Annotated in this window: 22 protein-coding genes; 10 read left to right on the plus strand and 12 right to left on the minus strand. The window is 69.4% G+C overall.

Annotation, left to right across the window (positions count from 1 at the left end; translation table 11 throughout):
- Window positions 1-59 precede the first annotated feature (59 nt).
- A complete protein-coding gene (locus BM013_RS01170; RefSeq protein ID WP_143098220.1) occupies window positions 60-2,480 on the plus strand; it encodes a TonB-dependent siderophore receptor in 2,421 nt (806 codons plus the stop codon).
- Between the two features lie 40 nt (window positions 2,481-2,520).
- On the opposite strand, the gene BM013_RS01175 is transcribed toward BM013_RS01170, so the two are convergent.
- Window positions 2,521-4,593 carry an alpha/beta hydrolase family protein gene (locus BM013_RS01175; protein ID WP_093121775.1) on the minus strand — a complete coding sequence of 691 codons (2,073 nt, stop codon included), beginning with the start codon at window positions 4,591-4,593 and terminating at the stop codon, window positions 2,521-2,523.
- 87 nt (window positions 4,594-4,680) lie between these two features.
- Between BM013_RS01175 and BM013_RS01180 the strand changes: the two genes are divergently transcribed.
- The 3 genes from BM013_RS01180 (at window position 4,681) to BM013_RS01190 (ending at window position 7,325) form a co-directional block, all read left to right on the plus strand.
- A complete protein-coding gene (locus BM013_RS01180; RefSeq protein ID WP_093121777.1) occupies window positions 4,681-5,337 on the plus strand; it encodes a response regulator in 657 nt (218 codons plus the stop codon).
- Window positions 5,338-5,344: 7 nt separating this feature from the next.
- Complete coding sequence (locus BM013_RS01185) at window positions 5,345-6,736, plus strand: sensor histidine kinase (RefSeq protein ID WP_093121779.1); 1,392 nt, start codon at window positions 5,345-5,347, stop codon at window positions 6,734-6,736.
- A 112-nt stretch (window positions 6,737-6,848) separates the two neighbouring features.
- Window positions 6,849-7,325 carry a VOC family protein gene (locus BM013_RS01190; RefSeq protein WP_093121782.1) on the plus strand — a complete coding sequence of 159 codons (477 nt, stop codon included), beginning with the start codon at window positions 6,849-6,851 and terminating at the stop codon, window positions 7,323-7,325.
- Between the two features lie 37 nt (window positions 7,326-7,362).
- Here BM013_RS01190 and BM013_RS01195 read toward each other — a convergent pair whose 3' ends face one another.
- From BM013_RS01195 to BM013_RS01230, 8 genes are all read right to left on the minus strand, one after another.
- Window positions 7,363-8,808, minus strand: coding sequence for an MATE family efflux transporter (locus BM013_RS01195; protein ID WP_093121784.1), 1,446 nt, complete (start codon window positions 8,806-8,808; stop codon window positions 7,363-7,365).
- Entirely contained in the window at window positions 8,805-9,434 is a 630-nt protein-coding gene (locus BM013_RS01200) for a DUF2239 family protein (RefSeq protein WP_093121787.1), read from the minus strand. Before BM013_RS01200 ends, BM013_RS01195 begins: the two co-directional genes overlap by 4 nt.
- An 84-nt stretch (window positions 9,435-9,518) precedes the next feature.
- Window positions 9,519-9,977: a MarR family winged helix-turn-helix transcriptional regulator gene (locus BM013_RS01205; protein WP_256221348.1), complete on the minus strand. Its 459-nt coding sequence runs from the start codon at window positions 9,975-9,977 to the stop codon at window positions 9,519-9,521.
- Window positions 9,974-10,339 carry a GIY-YIG nuclease family protein gene (locus BM013_RS01210; protein WP_093121790.1) on the minus strand — a complete coding sequence of 122 codons (366 nt, stop codon included), beginning with the start codon at window positions 10,337-10,339 and terminating at the stop codon, window positions 9,974-9,976. The genes BM013_RS01205 and BM013_RS01210 overlap by 4 nt, the downstream gene beginning before the upstream one ends.
- Before the next feature lie 61 nt (window positions 10,340-10,400).
- On the minus strand, window positions 10,401-10,907 hold the full coding sequence (locus BM013_RS01215) for a hypothetical protein (RefSeq protein WP_093123284.1): 507 nt from the start codon (window positions 10,905-10,907) through the stop codon (window positions 10,401-10,403).
- Window positions 10,908-10,995: 88 nt separating this feature from the next.
- Window positions 10,996-11,331 carry a hypothetical protein gene (locus tag BM013_RS01220; RefSeq protein ID WP_093121793.1) on the minus strand — a complete coding sequence of 112 codons (336 nt, stop codon included), beginning with the start codon at window positions 11,329-11,331 and terminating at the stop codon, window positions 10,996-10,998.
- 16 nt (window positions 11,332-11,347) lie between these two features.
- Entirely contained in the window at window positions 11,348-12,376 is a 1,029-nt protein-coding gene (locus tag BM013_RS41685; RefSeq protein WP_256221349.1) for a hypothetical protein, read from the minus strand.
- 74 nt (window positions 12,377-12,450) lie between these two features.
- The gene (locus BM013_RS01230) at window positions 12,451-13,140 is read right to left on the minus strand and encodes a hypothetical protein (RefSeq protein ID WP_093121796.1); all 690 of its coding nucleotides are present in this window, start codon (window positions 13,138-13,140) and stop codon (window positions 12,451-12,453) included.
- A gap of 381 nt (window positions 13,141-13,521) precedes the next feature.
- On the opposite strand from BM013_RS01230, the gene BM013_RS01235 reads away from it, so the two are divergent.
- The 6 genes from BM013_RS01235 (at window position 13,522) to BM013_RS01260 (ending at window position 19,599) form a co-directional block, all read left to right on the plus strand.
- Window positions 13,522-14,316 (plus strand): LuxR C-terminal-related transcriptional regulator, encoded by a 795-nt coding sequence (locus BM013_RS01235; protein ID WP_093121798.1) that lies wholly within the window; start codon window positions 13,522-13,524, stop codon window positions 14,314-14,316.
- Between the two features lie 8 nt (window positions 14,317-14,324).
- Entirely contained in the window at window positions 14,325-15,320 is a 996-nt protein-coding gene (locus BM013_RS01240; RefSeq protein WP_093121801.1) for a sensor histidine kinase, read from the plus strand.
- 79 nt (window positions 15,321-15,399) lie between these two features.
- Window positions 15,400-17,775 carry a Tex family protein gene (locus BM013_RS01245; protein WP_093121804.1) on the plus strand — a complete coding sequence of 792 codons (2,376 nt, stop codon included), beginning with the start codon at window positions 15,400-15,402 and terminating at the stop codon, window positions 17,773-17,775.
- Window positions 17,776-17,844: 69 nt separating this feature from the next.
- Window positions 17,845-18,102 (plus strand): type II toxin-antitoxin system Phd/YefM family antitoxin, encoded by a 258-nt coding sequence (locus BM013_RS01250; RefSeq protein ID WP_093123286.1) that lies wholly within the window; start codon window positions 17,845-17,847, stop codon window positions 18,100-18,102.
- Between the two features lie 13 nt (window positions 18,103-18,115).
- Window positions 18,116-18,529, plus strand: a complete 414-nt coding sequence (locus BM013_RS01255) for a type II toxin-antitoxin system VapC family toxin (protein ID WP_093121806.1) — start codon at window positions 18,116-18,118, stop codon at window positions 18,527-18,529.
- Window positions 18,526-19,599 carry a patatin-like phospholipase domain-containing protein gene (locus BM013_RS01260; RefSeq protein WP_093121808.1) on the plus strand — a complete coding sequence of 358 codons (1,074 nt, stop codon included), beginning with the start codon at window positions 18,526-18,528 and terminating at the stop codon, window positions 19,597-19,599. Before BM013_RS01255 ends, BM013_RS01260 begins: the two co-directional genes overlap by 4 nt.
- Window positions 19,600-19,683: 84 nt before the next feature.
- On the opposite strand, the gene BM013_RS01265 is transcribed toward BM013_RS01260, so the two are convergent.
- From BM013_RS01265 to BM013_RS01275, 3 genes are read right to left on the minus strand one after another with little or no spacing between them, the layout of a single operon-like run.
- On the minus strand, window positions 19,684-20,034 hold the full coding sequence (locus BM013_RS01265; protein ID WP_093121811.1) for a hypothetical protein: 351 nt from the start codon (window positions 20,032-20,034) through the stop codon (window positions 19,684-19,686).
- Window positions 20,031-20,402 carry a RidA family protein gene (locus BM013_RS01270; RefSeq protein WP_093121813.1) on the minus strand — a complete coding sequence of 124 codons (372 nt, stop codon included), beginning with the start codon at window positions 20,400-20,402 and terminating at the stop codon, window positions 20,031-20,033. Before BM013_RS01270 ends, BM013_RS01265 begins: the two co-directional genes overlap by 4 nt.
- On the minus strand, window positions 20,399-21,925 hold the full coding sequence (locus tag BM013_RS01275) for an efflux transporter outer membrane subunit (protein WP_093121816.1): 1,527 nt from the start codon (window positions 21,923-21,925) through the stop codon (window positions 20,399-20,401). The genes BM013_RS01270 and BM013_RS01275 overlap by 4 nt, the downstream gene beginning before the upstream one ends.
- Between the last annotated feature and the right edge of the window lie 19 nt (window positions 21,926-21,944).

Genomic DNA, 21,944 nt, shown 5'->3' on the forward strand with positions numbered 1-21,944 from the left:
GGTCGTGCGTCAACCCAGATAAGAACTATTTGTATTCACCAACTGGAGGACGCTTTTTCATGAACCGCTTGAAGACGACGCCGGCGCCGCTTGCCCTGGCCATCGCGCTTGCCCTGGCGAGCACGCCGCTGTGGGCGCAGGCTCAGACGCAGACCCTGGCGCAGGGCGCGCCGCAGCAGATCAGCATCGCCGCGCAACCGCTGGCCGAGGCGCTGAACGACTGGGCCCGCCAGACCCGGCTCCAGCTGGTCGTGCAGCAGAGCCTGGTCGCCGGCAAGAGCGCGGCCGCCATCTCGGGCAAGCTCACGCCGCGCCAGGCGCTCGACCGGCTGCTGGCCGGCAGCGGGCTGGCGGCCAGCATGGAAGGCAACGCGGCCGTCATCAAGACCGCGCCGGCCTCGGGTTCCTCCACGCTGCCGGCCGTGACTGTTGTGGCCGACGGCGACGAAAACGCGACCGGCCGCGTGCAGGGCTACGTGGCCAGGCGCAGCGCCACCGGCACCAAGACCGACACGCCGATCGTGGAGACGCCGCAGTCGATCTCGGTCATCACGGCCGACCGCATCGAAGCCATCGGCGCCGCCAACCTGAAAGACGCGCTGGGCTACACGCCGGGCGTGTCGACCACCACCTACGGCGCCGATTCGCGCTACGACTGGGTCTCGCTGCGCGGCTTCGACGCCTATTCGCCGGGCTTCTACCTGGACGGCCTGCCGCTGCGCAACAACAGCACCTGGGGCGTGTGGCGCACCGAGAACTACGGCGCCGAGCGCATCGAGCTGCTGCGCGGGCCGTCGTCGGTGCTGTACGGCATGAGCGGGCCGGGCGGCGTGGTGAACGTGGTCAGCAAGCGCCCCACGGCCGAGCCGGTGCGCGAGCTGCAGCTGCAACTGGGCGACCACAACCGCAAGCAGGTGGCGGGCGACTTCTCGGGCGCGCTGGACGCCGACGGCAAGGTGCTCTACCGCATCACCGGCGTGCTGCGCGACGCGCAACTGCCCGCGCTGAAGGAGGCCGACGACCACACCTACATTGCGCCGTCGCTCACCTGGAAGCCGTCCGGCGACACCACGCTCACGCTGCTGTCGCAGTTCACCCGCACGCGCAGCGGCGTGTACACCCGCGCGCGGCCCAAGATCGGTTCGCTGGAGCCGACCGCCATCGGCACCTACATCCCGTCGCGGCTGTCGGTGGGCGAGCCCGGCTTCGACCGCTTCAACCAGGACCAGGAGATGGTCGGCTACCAATTCGAGCACCGCATCGACGACACCTGGACGGTGCGCCAGAACGCACGCTATGCGCACCAGAAGCTCGACTACCAGGGAACGCAGCTGTCGGGCTTCGCCACGGTGAACCCCGGTTTCTCGGCCGACCCGGCCAACTTCCAGCTGCTCGCGCGCAGCGTGTTCGGCAGCCGCGAGAACATCGGCGCGGTGGCGCTCGACAACCAGGCGCAGGCCGACTTCCGCGTGGGCGGCGCGCAGCACAAGGTGCTGGTGGGGCTGGACTACCAGCGCACCCGCATCGACCAGTTCACCTTCAGCGGCGGCAGCGCGTCGCTGCTGAACGCCTACGCGCCGGTGTACGGCGGCCCCATCGAGGTGCCGCAGCCGTACTTCAACGGCATCACGCGCCTGACGCAGACCGGCGTGTACCTGCAGGACCAGATCAAGTGGGACGACCGCTGGACGCTGACGCTGGGCGGGCGCTACGACAGCGCCGAGAGCACCATCGACAGCCGCCTGGACGGCTCGCGCCAGCGCATTCGCGACCACAAGTTCACCAGCCGCGCGGGGCTGGTCTACCTGCACCCTAGCGGCTGGGCGCCGTACCTGAGCTACTCGGAATCGTTCGCGCCGACGGGCGTCATCGACCCGGTCTCGGGCGACCCGTTCAAGCCCGAAAGCGGCAAGCAGTACGAGGCCGGCATCCGCTACCAGCCGCCGGGCCGCAAGGAGATGTACAGCGCCGCGGTGTTCGACCTGCGCCGCAAGAACTACATCAGCTACGACGGCAACTTCCTGCCCAAGCAGACCGGCGAGATCTCGGTGCGCGGGCTCGAGCTGGAGGCCACCACCGAGCTGATGGCGCGCCTGAACCTCACGGCCTCCTACAGCTACACGCCGCGCGCCATCGTCACGGCCAGCGCCAACCCGGGCGAAATCGGCAAGCAGGCCACGGCCGTGCCGCGCCACCGGCTGTCGGTGTGGGCGGACTACCGCTTCGCCAACGGCGTGAAGGTGGGCCTGGGCGCGCGCTACACGGGCTCGAACTACGGCGACGGCGAATCGGTGGCACCGAACCGCGTGCCGGCATCGACCGTGTTCGACGCGATGGTGGGCTACGACATCGACCGCTGGAGCCTGGCGCTGAACCTGCGCAACCTGACCAACAAGACCTACATCGCCAATTGCGGCTACGGCAACTGCTACTACGGCTACCCGCGCACGGCGGTGGCCACGGCCACGTACCGCTGGTAGCGCACGGCGGCGGCACGCTTCGTTGCCGCCGCGGCGGGCGTCACTGCTGGCGCGGCATCAGCTCGTAGAAGTCGAAGCCGTTGCTGCGCCCGCCCAGGCAGGTGGCCAGCGCGTCTTCGATCTTGCGCGACTGGGCGAGCCGGTTGCGCCACTTGCGCACGCTGTGGCCTTCGTCGGGAAAGGTCATGAACTCGACCGGCCGGCCCAGCTTGCGCAGCTCGGCGACCACGTCGTCGGAGTCCTGCCGCAGCACGCGCACGTCGTTGCCGCCATGGATCACCAGCAGCGGCGCGGTGATGCGGTCGATCTGCGAGATGGGCGAGTTCTTCAGCATCCGCGCGCGCTCTTCGGGCTTGTTCACGTCGCCGTAGAACGCCGCGAAGTAGTGGCGGTTGCGCCAGAACGGCGGCCAGTTCTCGATCACGCGCGGCCAGTTGGCCACGCCGACCAAATCGACGCCGCAGCGGTAGTCGTGCGGCTTCTGGATCAGCTGCGTGAGCACCGAATAGCCGCCGAAGCTCGCGCCGAGCACCGCCATGCGCTGCGGGTCGGCCACGCCCCGGTCGATGGCCCATTGCACCGCCTCGGCGATGTCGCGCTGCAGCCGGCCGTTGGTTTCGTTGGCGCCGGCCATCATGAAGGCGCGGCCATAGCCCGTCGAGCCGCGGTAGTTCACGTTGAGCACGGCATAGCCGCGGTTGGCCAGCATCTGCGTGCCGTTGTAGCTGGCTGCCCGCCAGCGGTCGCGCACCCAGGGGCCGCCGTGGATGTCGACCACCAGCGGCGCCGGGCCCTGCACACCGCGCGGGCGCACGAGGTAGCCGTGCACCACGAGGCCGTCGGACGCCTTGAACGAGAAGGGCTCCATCGGCGAGAAGAGGGCGTTGGTGGGCGGGCGCGGCGGCGTGAGGCGCTGCACCTGCTGCGTGCCGCGGTCCCACAGCAGCTCCGTGCCCTCGTTTTCGGTCACGGCACTCACCACGAGGCGTTGGCGGTCTTCCGACATGCTCCACGGCCGGGCGATGACGGGCTCGGCGTCGAGCCATCCGCGCTCGCGTGCCTGCTTCACCGCCGTGCGCACGTCGCGTTCGAGCGCGGCGTCGAGGTAGGCGATGCGCGGCCTGTCGGGTTCGTAGACGTAGGCGAGGGGGCCGCCCTGCTGCGGCGGAAACACGCCGTAGTCGAGGTCGACCTCAGCGTTCTCGGCCAGCACCTTCTCGTTGCCGGTCGCCAGGTCGGTCTCGACCAGCACGAGCTTGTCGCGGCCCACGTTCGTGAATGCCCAGAGCTTGCCCGCGGCGCGGTCGATGCGCTGGGGCCAGTAGCTGTCGAAGGCCTGCACGGTCCTGAAGGCGCGCCAGCTGCCGTCGGGCTGCCGCAGTTCCAGCACCAGGTCGGAGCCGTCGTCGTCGCCGAGCTGCCGCATGCGCCCGGCGAGCTCGCGCTGCGTGTCGATGAACCAGCCGACCACGCGGCTGCCGGGCTCGCTGCGCGCCACCTCGCGCACGGCGCGGGTGAGCGCATCGGCCTCGAACAGGTCCATGCTGGAGCGGTCGCGCCGGTTGTTCGAGAAGAAGAAGCTCGCGCTGCCCGGCGCACCCGCGCCCACGTAGGCCGAGCGGATGCCGGCCCCGGGCGTGACGGCCCACGGCTTGGCGTCGGGCAACTGCGTGTCGAGCACGAAGATCTGCGTGTTCTCGTCGCCGGTGAAGTCCTTCAGGTAGGCGATGTGGCGGCTGTTGCGCAGCCAGGTGTAGGTCGGGCCCGAGACGAAAGGCCGCGCCAGCGTGCCGGTGGTGAAGGTGCGCGTGCCGGCGCCGCCCGGCTCGGCGGCATCGGCGGTCTTGCGCACGCCCAGGCCCACGTCGGTGCCCACGGTCTGCACCGACACCAGCTGCTGCCCGTCGGGCGAGAGCACGTGGCCGTTGACGGCATCGACGTTCGCGACGAAGCGGCGCATGGGCACGAGCGGCGGCAGCGTGTTGTTCTGCTCGGCCGACACCAGCGCCGGGTGCGTGGGTGCGGTGCCGCAGGCGCCGAGCAGCGCAAGCGAACCGCCGGCGAGGGCCAGGGCGGCGATGCGGCGGCGAAGTGGTCGTTGCGTGGTTCCCATGTCTTCGTGTCCCTTTCTTGTGTCCCCGGATTCTGTGCGGCCGAACCTTTGGCAAAGCCAAAGGTCGGCTCCCGCACAATCGCCCTCGTGCACATCCTGCTGATCGAAGACGACCTCGACCTTGGCCGCGCCTTGCAGGCCGCGCTGAAGGTCGACGGCCTGAGCAGCGAGTGGCGCCGCCGCGCCGCCGACGCGCCGCGCGTGCCCGACGCCGCGTTGTTCGACTGCGTGCTGCTCGACCTGTCGCTGCCCGACGGCAGCGGCTTCGACCTGCTGGCACGCTGGCGCCGCGAGGGCAGCGCGCTGCCGGTGATCGTCATCACGGCGCGTTCGGCCGTGGAAGACCGGCTGGCCGGGCTCGACGGCGGCGCCGACGACTTCGTCATCAAGCCCTTTGCCACGGCGGAACTCATCTCGCGCATCCGCGCCGTGCTGCGCCGCTCGGCCCGCCAGGCCAGCGAGGCCTGGGCGCTGGGCCCGCTCACCATCGAGCCGCGCCGGCACACGGCCTCGCTGCACGGCAAGCCGCTGGACCTGTCGCCGCGCGAATTCAGGCTGCTGCTGGAGCTGGCGCGCGAGCCCGGCGCGGTGGTGGCCAAGGGCGTGCTGGCGCAGAAGCTGGAACCGCTGGGCGAGCCCGTGGACTTCGCGGCCGTGGAGGTGCACGTGTCGAACCTGCGGCGCAAGATCGGCAGCACGCTGGTGCACACGGTGCGCGGCGTGGGCTACATGCTGGCCGCATGAGCGCCGGATGACTGCTGCAATCGCAATGCTTCGCCGCTGGCTGCGGCCCACCATCGGGCAGCGCGTGCTGCTGGCGCTGCTGGCGGCGTTCTTCCTGGTGTGGGCGATGCTGCTGCTGTACTTCTACATCCAGTTCCGCCAGGCGCTGGCCGTCGACCAGGGCCTGAAGAAGTTCGGCCGCGCGCTCACCGCGTCGCTGCTCGAGGTGAAGGACGAGGGCGAGGCCGTGACCGTCATGAAGGCGGCAGCCACGCAGTTCGACACCTTGCGCATCAGCGGCAATCCGGGCGGCAGCACGCTGATGCAGTTGCGCGACCGGCACGATGGCCGCTGGGTCTACGCATCGCCGAACCTGGGGAGCCGGCAGCTCGAAGGCCCGCTCGCGCAGGTGATCGAAGCCGACCTGGGCGGCTCCCCGTACTGGGTCTACGGCAGCGACGCCGGCCGGTGGACCTTGCACCTCGCGGAGCCGCCGATCACCGGCTCGTGGGTGGTGGAGCGTAACGCGGGGCGCGTGCTGCCGCACCTGCTGCTGGCGTTTCCGCTGGTGCTGCTGCCGGTGTGGCTGGCGGTGCGCCACGGGCTGCGGCCGCTGCAGAAGCTGGCCGACCGCATCGCGCGCCGCGGCAGGACCGACCTGTCGCCCATCGGCTTCGATCCGCCCTATGCGGAACTCAAGCCGCTCACCGCCGCGCTCGAACGCATGCTGCAGCAGCTGCGCGACAAGGTGGCGCAGGAGCGCGCGTTCGTGCACGACGCGGCGCACGAACTGCGCACGCCGATGGCCGTGATCGCCGCGCAGGCGCATGCGCTCGCGGGTGCCGGCAACGCGCAGGAGCGCGAAAGCGCGCAGCACCACCTGGAGCAGGCGATTGCGCGCGCGTCGCACCTGACGCAGCAACTGCTCGAGCTGGCCTTGCTCGACGACGCCCAGCCTGCGGTGCCTCAGCGCATCGACGCGGCGCAGTTCGCGCGGCAGCTCATCGCGCAGGCCGTGCCGCGGGCGATGGCACGCGGCATCGAGCTGACCTTCGAGGCGCCCGACAGCCTGGAGGCGGACATCGACATGCCGGCGTTCCAGTCGATTCTGGAGAACCTGCTGCACAACGCCATCCGCTATGTGCACGACGGCGCGCAGGTGGTCGTCACGCTGCGCGCCGGCGACGAAGGCCTGATGCTCTCGGTGGCGGACGACGGCCCCGGTATTCCCGCCGCGGAACAACCGCGCGTGTTCGAGCGCTTCTATCGCGGGCTCGGGCAGGAGGCGAGCGGCTCGGGGCTGGGCCTGGCGATCGTGATGCAGGCCGCGCACCGCATGGGCGGGCAGGTGGCGATCGTCGAAGGCCTGTCGCCCTGCAGGGGCGTGGGGTTTCGCGTGCAGCTTGCGCATCCAGGCTGACCGCTGCGCGGCATGGGAACTTCTTGCTGACCGGCCCCGCACGGGTTGACAGGGCGCGCCCATCGCTTGGATACTGAACTCTCAGGTTCATCTTTCAACCAAGGAGACCCCCATGCAAAAGATCGTTCCCTGCCTCTGGTTCGACGGCAACGGCGAAGACGCGCTGAAGTTCTACTCCGCCATCTTTGCGAACTCCCGCGTCACCGACACGCTGCTGTGGGGCGACGTGAACCCCGCCAAGAAAGGCAAGCTGCTCACCTCGACCTTCGAGCTCGAAGGGCAGGAGTTCATGGTGCTCAACGGCGGGCCGGAGTACAAGTTCACGCCGGCCATCTCGATGTACGTGAAGTGCGAGACGCAGGCCGAGGTCGACAACTACTGGGAGAAGCTGCTCGAAGGCGGCGGCCAGCCGGTGCAGTGCGGCTGGCTCACCGACCGCTTCGGCGTGTCGTGGCAGGTCGCGCCCACCGCCGTGATCAGGATGTTCCAGGACAAGGACCCGGCCAAGGCGGCCCGCGCGATGCAGGCGATGATGAAGATGGTCAAGCTCGACATCGCCGAGGTGAAGAAGGCCTACGACGGAATGTGATCCGCCGCGGGCCCCCGGGTCCCCGCCGAGGAGGGCGCTACACCAGCCGGTGGATCGCCTTCTTGCGCCACACCAGCTGGTAGTAGCCGGTCTGCAGCAGCAGCATCGCGCCGAAGGTGGCGGGGTAGGCGATCCAGATACCGTCCAGCCCCATGCGGTGGCCCATCACGTAGGCCACCGGCACCTCCACCCCCAGGATGCAGACGATGGAGATCAGCGTGGGCACCAGCACCGAGCCGCTGGCGCGCATGATCCCCGACAGCGCCGAGGCCATGCCGAACATCACCAGGCTCCACAGCATGATGTGCAGCAGTGTCTGGGCGATCTCGATGACCGGCGCGCTGGTGATGAAGAAGCCCATCAGGTGGCGCGAGAACAGGTAGCCCAGCAGCACCAGGCCGCCGGTCAGCACCAGGTTCATCAGCAGCGCCGTCCTGGCGATGGCGCCCAGCCGGTTGGCGCGGCCCGCGCCGATGGCCTGCGCGCCCAGGATCGAGGTGGTGATGGCGATCGAGATGGCCGGGAACTGCACGTAGGCCACCACCTGGTTCACCGCGCCGTAGGCCGCGGTGGCGTTGGAGCCGTAGGCATTGACCATCGACAGCAGCACCACTTCGGCCAGCGCCACCACGATCATCTGCACGCCCGTGGGCACGCCGATCTTCAACACGGCCTTCAGCAGCTGCGGCTGGATGCGCAGGTGGCGGAAGAACTCGGCGTCGGGCGCGAGCGGGCTCTTGCGCTGGCGCAGCCGAAAGCCCAGCCAGATGGTCGCCACCACGAAGGCCAGCACCGTGGCCCAGGCGCCGCTGGCCACGCCCAGCTGAGGCAGGCCGCCCCAGCCGCGAATGAGCGCGGGCGTGACCATCAGGCCGACCAGCGTAGAGATGACCAGCGTGAACAGCGGCGTGATGGTGTCGCCCACGCCGCGCAGCATGGCGGTGGACATCAGGAACACGAACAGCCCCGGCATGGCGATCAGCATGATGCGGGCGTAGCGCGTGGAGTCGGCCAGCACGTCGGGCGGCGTGCCCAGCGAGGCCAGCATCGGCGTGGTGAAGATCCCGCCGAACACCGCGACCAGCAGGCCCATCAGGATGCCCACCGACAGCGTGGTGCCGGCCACGGCCTTGACCTTGGCGACGTCGCGCGCGCCCCAGGCCTGGCCGATGAGCACCGAGGCGCCGGCGCCCAGGCCGATGACGAAGGCGATGAAGAAGAACATCACCGGGAAGAAGCTCGACACGGCCGCCAGCGCGCGCACGCCGAGCATCTGCCCGACGTAGATGTTGTTCAGCGTGCCCGACAGCGACTGCAGGATGTTGCTGAGCAGCATCGGCGCGAGGAAGAAAAGGAACACCTTCCACAGCGGGCGCGGGGCGTTGACGGGCGCCACGGGCACGCCCTGCAGGCCGCTCTGGCCAGTGGCGCTGCCGGTGCCGCCGACGCTGCCGCCCGCGGATGTCTCTGTTGTTGTTCTCATCGGGGAGTCCAGCTCGCGGCGGACAGTTTTTTCAGATGGGCGCGCAGGTCCGCGTGCCAGGGTTCGATCAGGTGGCCGAAACGTTGCTCTTCACCCGCGAACAGCGCGCGGGTGGCTTCCTCGAAGCCGGGCAGGTCGCCGGCGATGGCGGTCATGAAACGGTAGGTGGCTTCGCGCGCGGCGCGCACGGTGTCGCGGTCGGCGTGCACGTGGCGCGCGTCGTCGACCAGCTTGCGCAGCGCGACCGATGCGCCGCCGGGCTGGCGGCCGAGCCAGTCCCAGTGGCGCGGCAGCAGCGTGACCTCGCGCGCGACCACGCCCAGCTTGGGCCGGCCGACGCCGCGCGGCGCGTCGTCGCGATGTTCGCGGTTTTCGCGGTGTTCACGCAGGGCACCCGCTTCGCCGGCCTTGAGGCCCGAGGCAGGCGAGGCCGGTGAAGGGGGCAGGGCGTGCAGGTCGCGCGGGTCCAGGTCGAACTGCGCGCCGGTCTGGTCGTCGAACACCAGGTACGGACCGGGATCGTCGCGGCGGCGCAGCTGGTCGAGCACTTCGGCCTTGGTGCCCTGTGCGACGCGCTGGAAACCGAAGAACACTGTCAGGGTGGTTGGTGGGTTGTCTGGTGACATTCGGGTGTGTGTCTTGTCTCCCGGAGATCGTGCAGATCAGGGGAGGCGGAGAGAACGAGGTGCGTAATCTACCCGCTGATGCGCTCAGGCGTGCGGCACGTTGTCACCGCTCATTGCGAGCAGCGCGGCATGCGTGGCGCACAGGGCTTGCGGGTCGATCGGATGCACGGCTTCCTTGCAATGGGCTTCGACGGTGGCAACGGCGCCCTGCGCCAGTTGCCTTCCGCCGGCACGCAGCGCCGCATGGCGCCGCGGATCGGTTTCGGGGCCGGCCACGCGCTCGGCGAGGCCAGTTTTTTCGAGCTGGACCATCTTGCGCATCAGCGCCGACATCGGCAAGCCCAAGGTGCGCGCAAGGCTCGCCATGGGCAGGCGGCCGTGGTCCGCGCGCATCAGCAGGTAGAGGAGGGTGAAGTCGCCGAAGTTCAACCCGTGGAAGGCGCCGAGGTCCGCGTCGAGCCGCAGCGTGAGGCTCGCCTGGGCGCGGCCCAGGGCCAGGCAGAAGCCCAGCGCGTCGGGGCCGGTGGGGTTCATCGGGTTCATGGCGTGTTGTAGCCGCGCTCGCCGAAGCACTGCAGTTCTTCCTGCCACAGCGCCAGCAGTTTTTTGAGTTCGCCCGCGCGGTCGAAGGCCGGGTCGTCTTGGCGTTCCTTGACGCGGTCGACCACCTCGAAGCTGAATTGCGCGGCGCCGTCCGCAAGCCAGTCCTGCTGCAACGCCTTGTTGCGGTGCGAGCGCAGGTTGAGCTCGAAGCGCGCGCGGTTCATGGCGCCTTCGACGTCGAGGCTGCCGGACACGTAGACGCGGCCGCTCAGTTGGTTTCGGACCGCGAAGACGCCAGCGGGGCGCACGCTTTCCTTGTATTGCCGGGTGAGGGCGCGTTTGGTTTCAGGCGGCAGGTTCATGCCGCAAATATTACCCGGGTGAAATTGAATTGGCAATATGACCCGGGTAAAAATAACCCAATCAGCTTTCCCTGAACCGGCGCCAACTGCGCGAAACGAGCCGGTTGATCGCCCGCGCCAGCCGCCACGGCCGGGTCTGCCGGACGATGGCGAACACACGGTCTTTCCAGGCCTTCCAGCGCGGGTACCAGCGGGCGAACCACGGAATGCGCATGAGCGGGCCTTCGACCAGCTGGAAGATCCGCGCCACGATGGCGGTGCCGGCCAGCTTGGCCAGCAGCAGCACGGTGAGCGCGGTGGCGGCATGGCCGCGGCTGAACAGGAAGAGCGCCAGCACCTTCACCGGCAGCAACAGCACCACGGGAATGAAAAAGGCCAGCAGCGCGCCCCAGGGCGGCAGCCGGCGCAGGCGGTCTTCGAGCGCGGCCCAGAACGGAAGGCGGGCCAGCCGTGCCATGAGCGCGGCCAGCGGCTCCCAGCCCCATTCCTCGAACAGCAGCAGCGGAACGACGAGTGCGATGCCGAAGGCGCGGAGGAGGGCACGCAGGAAGCGCGCAAGCGATGTCATGCGCGAAGGGTACGGCACAACGCGCGCCGGGTGGCGCGCGTTGTGCGTTGTGCGTTGTGCGCGGCAGGCACGAGGCCTTGTCCGAGCCTTATCTCCGTGCCGGAGCGAAGTACAGGTACTCGCCGCGGCCGAGTTCCGGCGTGAGCTCGTAGCCGCTGCACAGGTCGGTGCTGCACGGCACGATCACCACGCGCGGCCAGATCGTCGCGGCCGTCGGAAAGCCCGGCATGTACTGCGGCACGTGCCAGACGCCCAGGTCGCCGACCGGCTCGGCGACGTCCGTGCCGCTGGCGTTCTGCACGCCGCTGCCCATGTTCACGCGCTCGATGCGCAGCAGGTTGTTCGGCGGTGGCGCGGCGGCCGCCGAAACCGCCGCCGTTGCCAGGCAACAGGCCGCGGTCCAGAAGAGCAGGGTCCTTGTCATCTCGGACTCCCGGTGCTCATTGCGGGAAGTCGGTCGACCGGCGCGCCACCGCGACGTCGGCGGTCGGCTCGCTCATCAGGCGGGCGGCCCGGATGGCGGCGACATCGGCCGGATCGATGACCGTGACCGTGGCGCTGGCGACCGGCGTCATTTCAACGGCGGCGGGCTTCGTTGCCGCGACCGGGGCCGCCGGGGCCGCAGCCTCCACGGTCACTGCCGCGACCGGTTGCGTCGTCGTCACCGGCGGCACCGCGGCGACGGCTTGCGGGGCCGGTGCGACGGGGGCGGCCTGCACCATCGGCGCGGGTGGCGGCGGCAGCGGTGCCGTGGGCGGCAAGGGCGTGGCGGCGGCGGGTGCCTGGGCCGGGACCGGCGCGGGAACCGCGGGTGCGATGACCGCCACGGGCTGGACCGGTGCGGCAGGGGCCGGCGCGATGGGGGCAACGGGCGCCACGGGTGCCGCGGCTGCCACCGGGCGCGGCGGTGCCGCACCGCTGGCGGAGGCCTGCGGGCCGTACGCCGTCACGCGTTCGTCGCCGGTCATCGACTGCGGGCACTTGGTGCCGGTCATTTCCAGCGCGGCCTGGGCCGCGGCGTCCATGCAGTCCATGGCGAGCGAAGCCGCCTTCATGCCCTTGTTCCAGAGTTCGCGGCTCATCTTGAGCCGCTTGCAGTGCTCGTCCGTCCAGGTAGTGCCGAAGCTGAGCCCGACGCCAGGACCGTTCGCGCTGGCGCTCGTGCTGCCCATGCAGGTGTCGTTGCTGGTGGTGAGGTTCGGCCCGTTGACGGACGGCACGTTCTTGATCGTGTAGCTCCCCTGGTAGTCCACCGTGTTCGTGGTGGCTCCGGAATTGTTGACGTTCTGGTTGCTGGTCATCGTGCTGGTCACGTTGGCCGGGCTGGAGAAGGTCACGGCCTGGTTGTTGCCCTGGGCCGACGTGGTCGCCGAACTGCTCGATGCATTGGCGCTACCGCCGTTGTTGGTCGTTTGGGCCATTGCCGCCACGGATGCGGTCAGCAACACACTGAAAAGCAGCTTCTTCATTTTTCGTCTCCTTTGATGACCGGGGAGGGGCTGGGCCCCTCCCCATGAGTGCAACAACCGGTGCGTGCAGGCGTTCAGGGAGCCGATGCGGTCGAGGTCGCGGTGCCGGCGCCGGCGGTGCCGCCACCGTTGGTGAAGCCCGCTGCATTGCCGAAGGCGAAGTTGCTGACACCGAAGGAGCCGCCGGTCGAGCCTGCGTTTGCCGTGGTGCTGGTGCCGTTGATCGGGCCGTTGATGGCGCCCGACGTGGCGTTGTAGCCCGCGGTCGTGGTCGAGGTGCGCGTCACCACGGCGAGACCGCCGCCAGGGCCGGCGGCCGTTGCGGCCGTGTTGTTGGTGGTCGAGGCAGAAGCACCGCCAACGCTGCCGGCCACATGGGTCGAGCCGCCGGCGGAATAGTTGGCGGCCCCGGCCGAGGTCGCATTGGCCGACGCGTTCGCGCCGCCGATGGCCAGGCCGTTGCCCGTCGTGACAGCGATGCTGGTCACGCCGCCCGTGGTGGTGGCGGCGCCGTGGGTCGAGGCGCCACCGATGGCGAAGCCCGGAACGGCGAATGCGCTGCCTGCTGCGCTGGCGTTGGCCGACGAGCTGGAGTTCGCGGCGTTGTAGCTCAGTGCACTGCCCGTTCCGGAGCTGGCGGCCGTGGAGCCGGCCGAGCTGGACGAGCCCGTCGTGGTGGACGTGGCTGCGATGGCCGAGCTGCCGGTTGCCGAAGCAACGCCGCCAACCAGAACCACTGCGATCGCGATGAGAGTCTTCTTCATGATGCTGCCTCTAAGGATTTGTGGAACACATCCGAGGACCGGCCCCTCCGGCCCTCAGTTCGCGGTCTTTGACGCCGAATCGAATGTTTCTGCGACGACCGAGGTGCAGTTTCTGCGTCGAGTCGCGAATGAAAAATGCCCTGCTCTGGGTAGTGCGAGGCTATGGCGAAAGGCATGGAAGACGAGGTTGCGTGTGGTCACAAGAAACCGATTCACCATCCGAAGAAAGATGTAAAAACTACAACTTTCGTTGGACATACCCGGCCATCGGCAACAAAATGCAACCGAAGTAATCAAAAAAACCGAAGTCCGAAATCTGAGTAGAAATGAATTAACTTTTGGACACGAACACGGAGCTTTAATTGTCACAAAGGGGTTGGAATGGAAAGCGATCTCGACATTTCGTTGACAGACGTTGGTACCGGGGCTAGGAAATACTCCAACCCCGGGCAGTTCGGTGGGTTGCTCTCACCGTCCGCCGACACTCTTCCCTGGCCGGATTTCCTGACCGGGCAGGAAACCAAACCGGTACGCGTTCTCTTGGTGGACGACGACCCCTTCGTGCGCCGCGTCATTGCCCAGGAACTGCTGGGCGACCTGCGCATCCAGCTCGAAGGGCAGGCCGGTACCTTGCGCGAAGGCCGGCGCCTGCTGATGCAGCATGAATTCGACGTGCTCATGGTGGACATCCGCCTGGGCGACGGCAGCGGATTCGAGCTGATCGAGGAGGCCAAGCGCCACCGCAGCGCGGCCGAGATCATCGTCATCTCCGCGCTCGAGGACGAACCCCAGGTGCTGCACGCCTTCGAGCTCGGCGCCTCCGGCTACCTGGTCAAGAACGCGTGGTTCCAGAGCTATGCGCAGGCCGTGCTGCAGGTCGTCAACGGCGGCGCGGCCATCACGCCGCGGCTGGCGCGCCGGCTGCTGGTGCACCTCGATCACAAGCGCACCAATGTGAACCCGGTGCGCCCGCCGGAAAGCAAGGCGACGTTATCCGCGCGTGAGCGAGAAGTGTTGCGACTTGTAGCGACGGGGTACGTTACAGAGGAGATCGCGCTGCAGCTCACCATCAGCGCCCAGACCGTCAACGCCCACGTCAAGAATATTTACAGGAAACTGCACGCCCACACACGTGCGCAGGCGGTGAGCTTTGCGTCTCACCGGGGTCTTTTATAGGCCGTCACATGCTGTCGCCGCAGGTCCTTCACCTACCGCACCTCCTGGAAGACCAGTTCGTGTGGCTGTCGGTCGGAACCTGGGGACTGCTGCTGATGTGGCTGCGCACGCGGATCTCGCGCCGGCGCGTGCTCATGTGGGCCGGGCTGGCCGGGGCACTCCACCTGACGCCGGTGGCGGCGCAGGTGATCCGGGCCACCTCCGCCTTCAGCGTCATGGCGGATGACATGCCGTTCACTTTCTGGGCCCTGCAGGTGATCAACGTGCTGGTGCTGGGCATGATCCTCAGCATCTGGTACCTCGCCCAGCGCCGCGGCGCGCGGCTGCGGCAGGTGCGCGCCGTGATGGACGAGCGCCGCCGCATCGCCAACGACCTGCACGACGGCGTCGGCTCCCGCCTGGTGGCCTTGCTGGCAAGCCAGGACCCCAGGTCCAGCGGTCCCGACAGCCTGGCCATGGCGCTGCAGGCCTGCCTGCTCGAACTCCAGATGACGGTCGACGACCTGGACGACCAGAGCAACGCCACCGTGCTCGAACGGCTGGGCCACCTGCGCTACCGCCTGCGCCCGGCCTTCGAGCGCATGGGCATCGTCCTGGAATGGAACATCGCGCCCGAGGCCCAGGCGCTGGACCTGCCGCCCGAGACCGCCACGCAGGTCTGCCGCGTGGCGCAGGAGGCCTTGTCCAACGCACTGCGCCATTCCCGCGCCAAGCGCGTGGAGCTGCGCATTGCCGCGCTGGACCGGGGGCGGGCGCTGGCCGTCGAGGTGCGCGACGACGGCCGCGGCATGCAGGCACAGGCCGGCGGATCGCCCGACCTGGCGGTGCCGGGCCACCTGGGCAAGGGCCTGCGCAGCATGCATTCGCGCGCCGAGGCCATCGGCGGCGAGCTCGACATCATGCGCTTGGCGCCGTACGGGCTGTGCGTGCGGCTGGTGGTGCCGTGCAAGGCCGTCGCGCCCGAGCCGCCGAGCACCCGGCCCGAAGCCGAAAGCATGCTGTAACACCCCCGGCGGGGCGCGCGGGCGGAGGCCGTCCGCGCCTATGGCAAACTCCCGCGCTTTGCCAGGGACGCGCTCAAGCATGCAGAAAATCATTCGCCAGCTCGCCGCCGAAATCAAGGTCGGCGAGAACCAGGTGAAGGCCGCCGTCGAACTGCTCGACGGAGGCGCCACGGTTCCATTCATCGCCCGCTACCGCAAGGAGGTCACCGACGGCCTCGACGACGTGCAGCTGCGCGAGCTGGAAGCCCGCCTTTCCTACCTGCGCGAACTCGAAGACCGCCGCGGCGCCGTGCTCAAGGCCATCGACGAGCAGGGCAAGCTCACCCCCGAACTGCGCGCCGCGATCGAATTCGCGCCCACCAAGCAGGAACTCGAGGACTTGTACCTGCCGTTCAAGCAGAAACGCCGCACCAAGGGCCAGATCGCCCGCGAATTCGGCATCGAGCCGCTGGCCGACAAGCTGCTGGCCGACCCCAAACTCGACCCCGCCGTGGAAGCCAAGGCCTTCCTGCAGCCCGCCACCACGCTGGACGACGGCAAGCCGGGCCCCGATTTCTCGACCGTGCCGCTTGTGCTCGACGGCGTGCGCGACATTCTTTCCGAACGCTGGGCCGAGGACGCCGCCCTGGTGCAGGGTCTGCGCGAATGGCTCTGGAGCGAAGGCCTGCTCAAGTCCAGCCTGATGGCCGGCAAGGACGAGAACAACGCCGACGTGGCCAAGTTCCGCGACTACTTCGAATACGACGAGCCCATCGGCCGCGTGCCCTCGCACCGTGCGCTGGCCGTTTTCCGAGGCCGCGCGCTCGACGTCCTGGACGCCAAGCTGGTGCTGCCGGTGGAGCCCGAGCCGGGCAAGCCCAGCATCGCCGAAGGCCGCATCGCGCTGCACCTGGGCTGGAGCCACGCGGCCCGTCCCTCGGACGACCTGCTGCGCAAGTGCGTGGCCTGGACCTGGCGCGTGAAACTGGCGCTGTCGACCGAGCGCGACCTGTTCACCCGCCTGCGCGAAGACGCGGAAAAGGTCGCCATCAAGGTGTTCGCCGACAACCTGCGCGACCTGCTGCTGGCGGCACCCGCCGGCCCGCGCGTCGTGATGGGCCTGGACCCGGGCATCCGCACCGGCGTGAAGGTGGCCGTGGTCGACTCCACCGGCAAGCTGGTCGAGACCGCCACCGTGTTCCCGCACGAGCCGCGCAAGGACTGGGAAGGCTCGCTGCACACCCTGGGCAAGCTGTGCGCCAAGCACGGCGTGAACCTGATCGCCATCGGCAACGGCACCGCCAGCCGCGAGACCGACAAGCTGGCCGCCGACCTCATCAAGCTGCTCGAGAAAATGGCCGTGCAGGCCGGCGCGCCCGAGATGAAGGTCGACAAGGTCGTGGTGAGCGAGGCGGGTGCTTCCGTGTATTCCGCCAGCGAATTCGCCTCGCAGGAAATGCCCGACGTGGACGTGAGCCTGCGCGGCGCCGCCTCCATCGCGCGCCGCCTGCAGGACCCGCTGGCCGAGCTCGTGAAGATCGACCCCAAGAGCATCGGCGTGGGCCAGTACCAGCACGACGTGAACCAGAGCGAACTCGCGCGCACCCTGCAAGCCGTGGTCGAAGACTGCGTGAACTCCGTGGGCGTGGACCTGAACACCGCCAGCGTGCCGCTGCTGTCGCGGGTTTCGGGCCTGTCGGGCAGCGTGGCCAAGGCCGTGGTGCGCTGGCGCGAAGCCAACGGCGCGTTCTCCACCCGCAAGCAGCTGCTCGACGTGACCGGCTTCGGCCCCAAGGCCTTCGAGCAGAGCGCGGGTTTCCTGCGCATCCGCGACGGCGCCGACCCGCTGGACATCACCGGCGTGCACCCGGAGACCTATCCGCTGGTCGAGCAGATCATCGTGAAGACCGGCAAGCCCATCGCCGAGCTCATGGGCCGCGCCGACATGCTCAAGACGCTCAAGCCCGAGCTGTTCGCCAACGAGAAGTTCGGCGTCATCACGGTCAAGGACATCCTGGGCGAACTCGAGAAGCCGGGCCGCGACCCGCGCCCCGACTTCAAGGTGGCGCGCTTCAACGACGGTGTGGACGACATCAAGGACCTGGTCGAGGGCATGATCCTCGAGGGCACCGTGAGCAACGTGGCCCAGTTCGGCGCCTTCATCGACCTCGGCGTGCACCAGGACGGCCTGGTCCACGTGAGCCAGCTGAGCCACAAGTTCGTGAACGACGCGCGCGAAGTGGTGAAGACCGGCGACATCGTCAAGGTCAAGGTGATGGAAGTGGACGTGGCGCGCAAGCGCATCGGCCTGTCGATGAAGCTCGACGCGGCGCCCGCGCGCCGCGACGGCCCGCGCGACAACCGCTTCGAAGGCGCCGGGCGCGGCCAGCAGCAGCAGGGCCGCCGCGACAACGCGCCGCAGCCCGCGGGGCAGATGGCGAGTGCGTTTGCCAAGCTGCAGGGGCTGCGCAAGTAACCTGCTTCGCGCAGCGCGGCGGTCATCGCATTAAACTAGTCAGTCAACTAGTCTGATGGGGTGATCGCCATGAAAACCTGGCCTGTCCAAGACGCGAAAGCGCGTTTCAGCGAATTTCTCGAGGCCTGTCTCAGCGACGGGCCGCAAATGGTGACCAAGCGCGGCGCCGAAGCGGCTGTGCTGGTGCCCGCCGCCGAGTGGCGGCGACTGCACAGCGCGGCGCAACCATCCTTCAAGGAATTGCTGCTGTCCGACGACGCGCGCACCGAGTTCCTCGTGCCCCAGCGCGGCGGCGCGCGCAGGCGCCGCATCGAGCCGATGGGCTGAGGCGCGCATCCGCATGTATCTGCTCGACACCAACGTCATTTCGGAACTGCGCCGGCCGCGCCCCCATGGCGCGGTTCTCGCATGGTTCGCTCCCATCGCCGACAACGAGCTGAATCTGTCGGCGGTGACGCTCGGCGAGATCCAGATCGGCATCGAAATCACCCGCGACCAGGACCCGGCGAAAGCCGACGAGATCGAACGCTGGCTGGCGCTGGTCGCCGCTTCCTACAACGTGCTGCCGATGGACGCGGCCACTTTCAGGCTCTGGGCCAGGCTCATGCACCGCAGTTCGGACACTCTTTATGAAGACGCCATGATCGCGGCGACCGCAAAGCAGCACCAACTCACCGTGGTGACGCGCAACGTGGCCGACTTTGCCGGTTTCGGGGTGCCAGTCATCAATCCCTTCGAGACCGCCAAGGCATGAAAGCCCTGCGCATCTACGCCGGCCCCGCGGCCCGCAAGCACATCGAGCAGAACGGCCTGCGCCCGCAGGACGTGCGCACCATCCCCGGTGCGGCCGGCGGGCCCAAGGGACTGATCCTCGGGCCACTCGACCGTTTCATCTTCGGGCGCTGGCTCACGCAGTCGAACCAGCAGGTGCACCTGGTGGGCGCGTCGATCGGCGCGTGGCGGCTGGCCACGGCCTGCCTGTCGGACCCCGACGCCGCCTTCGGGCGCTTCGAGCACGACTACGTGCACCAGCAGTTCGAAGTGCCGCCGGGCCAGAAGCGGCTCAGCCCGCACCAGCTCAGCGAGCGCTTCGCCGAAAGCCTCGACGCGTTCTACGGCGGTCGCATTGCCGAGGTGCTGGACCACGCGCGCTACCGGCTGCACGTGGTGACCTCGCGCGGGCGCCACATCCTCGGGCGCGAGGGCCGGGCGCGCACGCCGGTCGGCTACCTGGGGGCGTTTGCCACCAACAGCCTGCACCGCAAGAGCCTGGGCGCGTGGCTGGAGCGCTGCGTGTTCTCCACGCCCGGCGCGGCCTTGCCCTTCGGCACGCGCGACCTCCGCACCCGCCAGCATGCGCTGAGCGAGGCCAACTTCAACATGGTGCTGCAGGCGTCGTGTTCCATTCCGTTCCTGCTGGCGGCGGTGCACGACATTCCGGGCGCGCCGCGCGGCGCCTACTGGGACGGCGGCATCACCGACTACCACCTGCACCTGGACTACCAGCCGGCCGACGACGGCATCGTGCTGTACCCGCACTTCCAGCAGGCGGTGGTGCCGGGCTGGCTCGACAAGGGGCTGCGCTGGCGCCACAAGTCGACCGGCTTCCTCGACCGCATGGTGGTGCTGGCGCCCGACCGCGACTGGGTGCGCTCGCTGCCCAACGGCAAGCTGCCCGACCGCAAGGACTTCATCCGCTTCGCCAACGATGCGCAGGCCCGCATCGCGGCCTGGGGCCAGGCGACGCGCGAGGCGCAGCGGCTGTCCGACGAGTTCGAGGAATGGCTGGGCAAGGGCCAGCCCGTGGAGCTGCTGCCGCTCTAGCAGCAGCGGGCTGGCGAGGCTGGCGAGGCTGGCGAGGCTGGTGGGGCTGGCGAGGCTGGTGGGGCACAGGCGCCCGCGCCGCCTTCAGCGCGGTGTGCGGCTCACCTCGGCGGGCAGCGCCAGCGTCACCTTGCATTCGGGCAGGTTCACATACACGGCGTCGCCAACGCTGAGCGGCACGCCCGGCGGCAACCGCGAGGTACCCAGCGAGCGCGAGTGCACCCCGCCGTTGCGGTAGCGCACGACCACGTAGGCCTCCGCGCCCGAGCCGCCGCAGTCCCGGTCGGCCGAGCGCCCCAGCGCGTCGGCACGCCCCACGGCCACCACCTGCGCCGCGTGCCAGCCGGCCGCGCGGTCCAGGGAATGCGCATCGAAGGACGCACAGCCGCCGAGCGCCAGCGCCCACAGCAGGCCGGCGCGCCGCAGCGATGTCATGCCGCGGCGCCCACGGCCGCGATGGCCTGGATCTCGACACGGTATTCCGAGTCGATCAGCTTCGCGCCGACCGTGGCGCGCGCGGGCGTGTGGCCCGGCGGCACCCATTCGTCCCACACCGAGTTCATGGCCGCGTAGTCGCCCACGGTGCGCAGGTAGATGGTCACGCTCACCAGGTCGTTCTTGCTCGCGCCCTGGGTGGCGAGCATCCTGTCGATGTGATGCAGGATCTCGCGCGTCTGCCCGGTGATGTCGAGCGACGGGTTCTCCGCCACCTGGCCCGACAGGTAGAGCAGGCGGGCGGTGCCCAGGTCGACGGTCACCATCTCGCTGAAGCGGGGGCCCATCTCGTGGCGAAGGATGTTCATGGCTTTGCGGTCGGTGCGGTGGAAGATGAAGAAAGGGAGGCTGGGACTGAAACGGAAGCGTCCGCAAGCTGCGCCGGCGGGGCGTTCCACCACCCGCCGCCCAGCGCCTGGAAGAGGGCGGCCGCGTCCGTCAGCCGCAGCGCGCGCGCCTGCACCAGGTTGAGCTGGGCCTGCTGCTGGGCCTGCTGCGCCACGCGCAGCGCAAGCGCGCTGGCATCGCCCAGGCGCACCTGCGTGCGCGTGCGCGCCAAGCTCTGCGAGGCGGTGCGCTCCGCCTTCAGGGCCGCCTGCAGCGTGCGGGTGTCGGCGTCGATGGCCTCGAGCGTGTTGGCCACGTCCTGGAACGCGCCGAGCACCGTGGCGCGGTACTGCGCGCCGGCCTGGTCGAACGCGGCGCGGGCCGCGGCTTCCTTGTGCCTGAGCGCGCCGCCGTCGAACACCGGCTGCGTCACGCTGCCCGCCAAAGTCCAGAACAGCGACGACGACTTGAACAGCTGCGACAGCGTGTACGCGGAAGACCCGTAGTTGGCGCCCAGCGTCACGTTGGGCAGGCGCGCGGCCACCGCCACGCCGATGGCCGCGCTCGCGGCCTGCAACTGCGCCTCGGCCGCGCGCACGTCCGGCCGGTGCTCGACCAGCGTGGACGGCAACGCGAGCGGCAGCTCGGCGGGCAGTTGCAAGGCTTCCAGGTCGAACTGCGCCGCCACGCCTTGGCTCGGGTAGCGGCCCGCCAGCGTGGCGAGCAGGTTGCGCTGCTGGGCCAGTTGCTTGTCCAGCGGCGGCAGCGTGGCCTCGGTGGCGGCGAGCGAGGCCTCTTGCGCGTCGACATCGGCCAGCGACACCTGGCCCAGCGCCTGCTGCCGGCGGTAGGCCCGCAGCACTTCCTTCTGGTCCGCGACGATCGCCAGCGTGGCGCGCTGCTGCGCGCGCAGCGAGGCCTCGGTGATCGCGGCGGCCACCACGTTGCTGCTCAGCGAGAGCCTGGCGGCCAGCGCCTGGAAGCGTTGCTGCTCGGTCTGCGCCTGCGCACCTTCCACCGTGCGGCGCGTGGCACCGAACACGTCGGGCGTGTACGACACGCTCACCTGCGCCGTGTGCAGCGTGTACAGGTTCGCGTTCGACGCCACCGGGCTCGCCACCGCCCCGGCCACGCGTTGCCGCGTGGGCGTGTAGCCCACCGCCACGCTGGGCCAGAAGGCCGCGCGGTCGGCCGCCTCGTTCTCCTGCGCCACGCGCAGCGCGGCGTCGGCGGCCTCGATGTTCGGGTTGCCCGCCAGGCTCTGCACGACCAGCGCGTTCAGCGGCTCCGAGCGAAAGGCCTGCCACCACTGCGCCGGCACGTCGAGTTCGCTCGACATGCGCGGCAAGGGCACGCCCTCGGCCTCTGTGGACACAGGTGGCGCGGCCGTGTACCCGGCCGGCAGGTTCAGCGCCGGCCGCGCATAGTCGGGCCCGACCGCGCAGCCGCCCAGCAGCAGCGCAATGCCGGCGGCCACGGGCGTTGCAAGGCTTGTCTTCTTCATGTGTCTTGTCTCCTGCCTG

The sequence above is a fragment of the Variovorax sp. OK605 genome (assembly GCF_900115445.1).
GTDB lineage: Bacteria > Pseudomonadota > Gammaproteobacteria > Burkholderiales > Burkholderiaceae_C > Variovorax.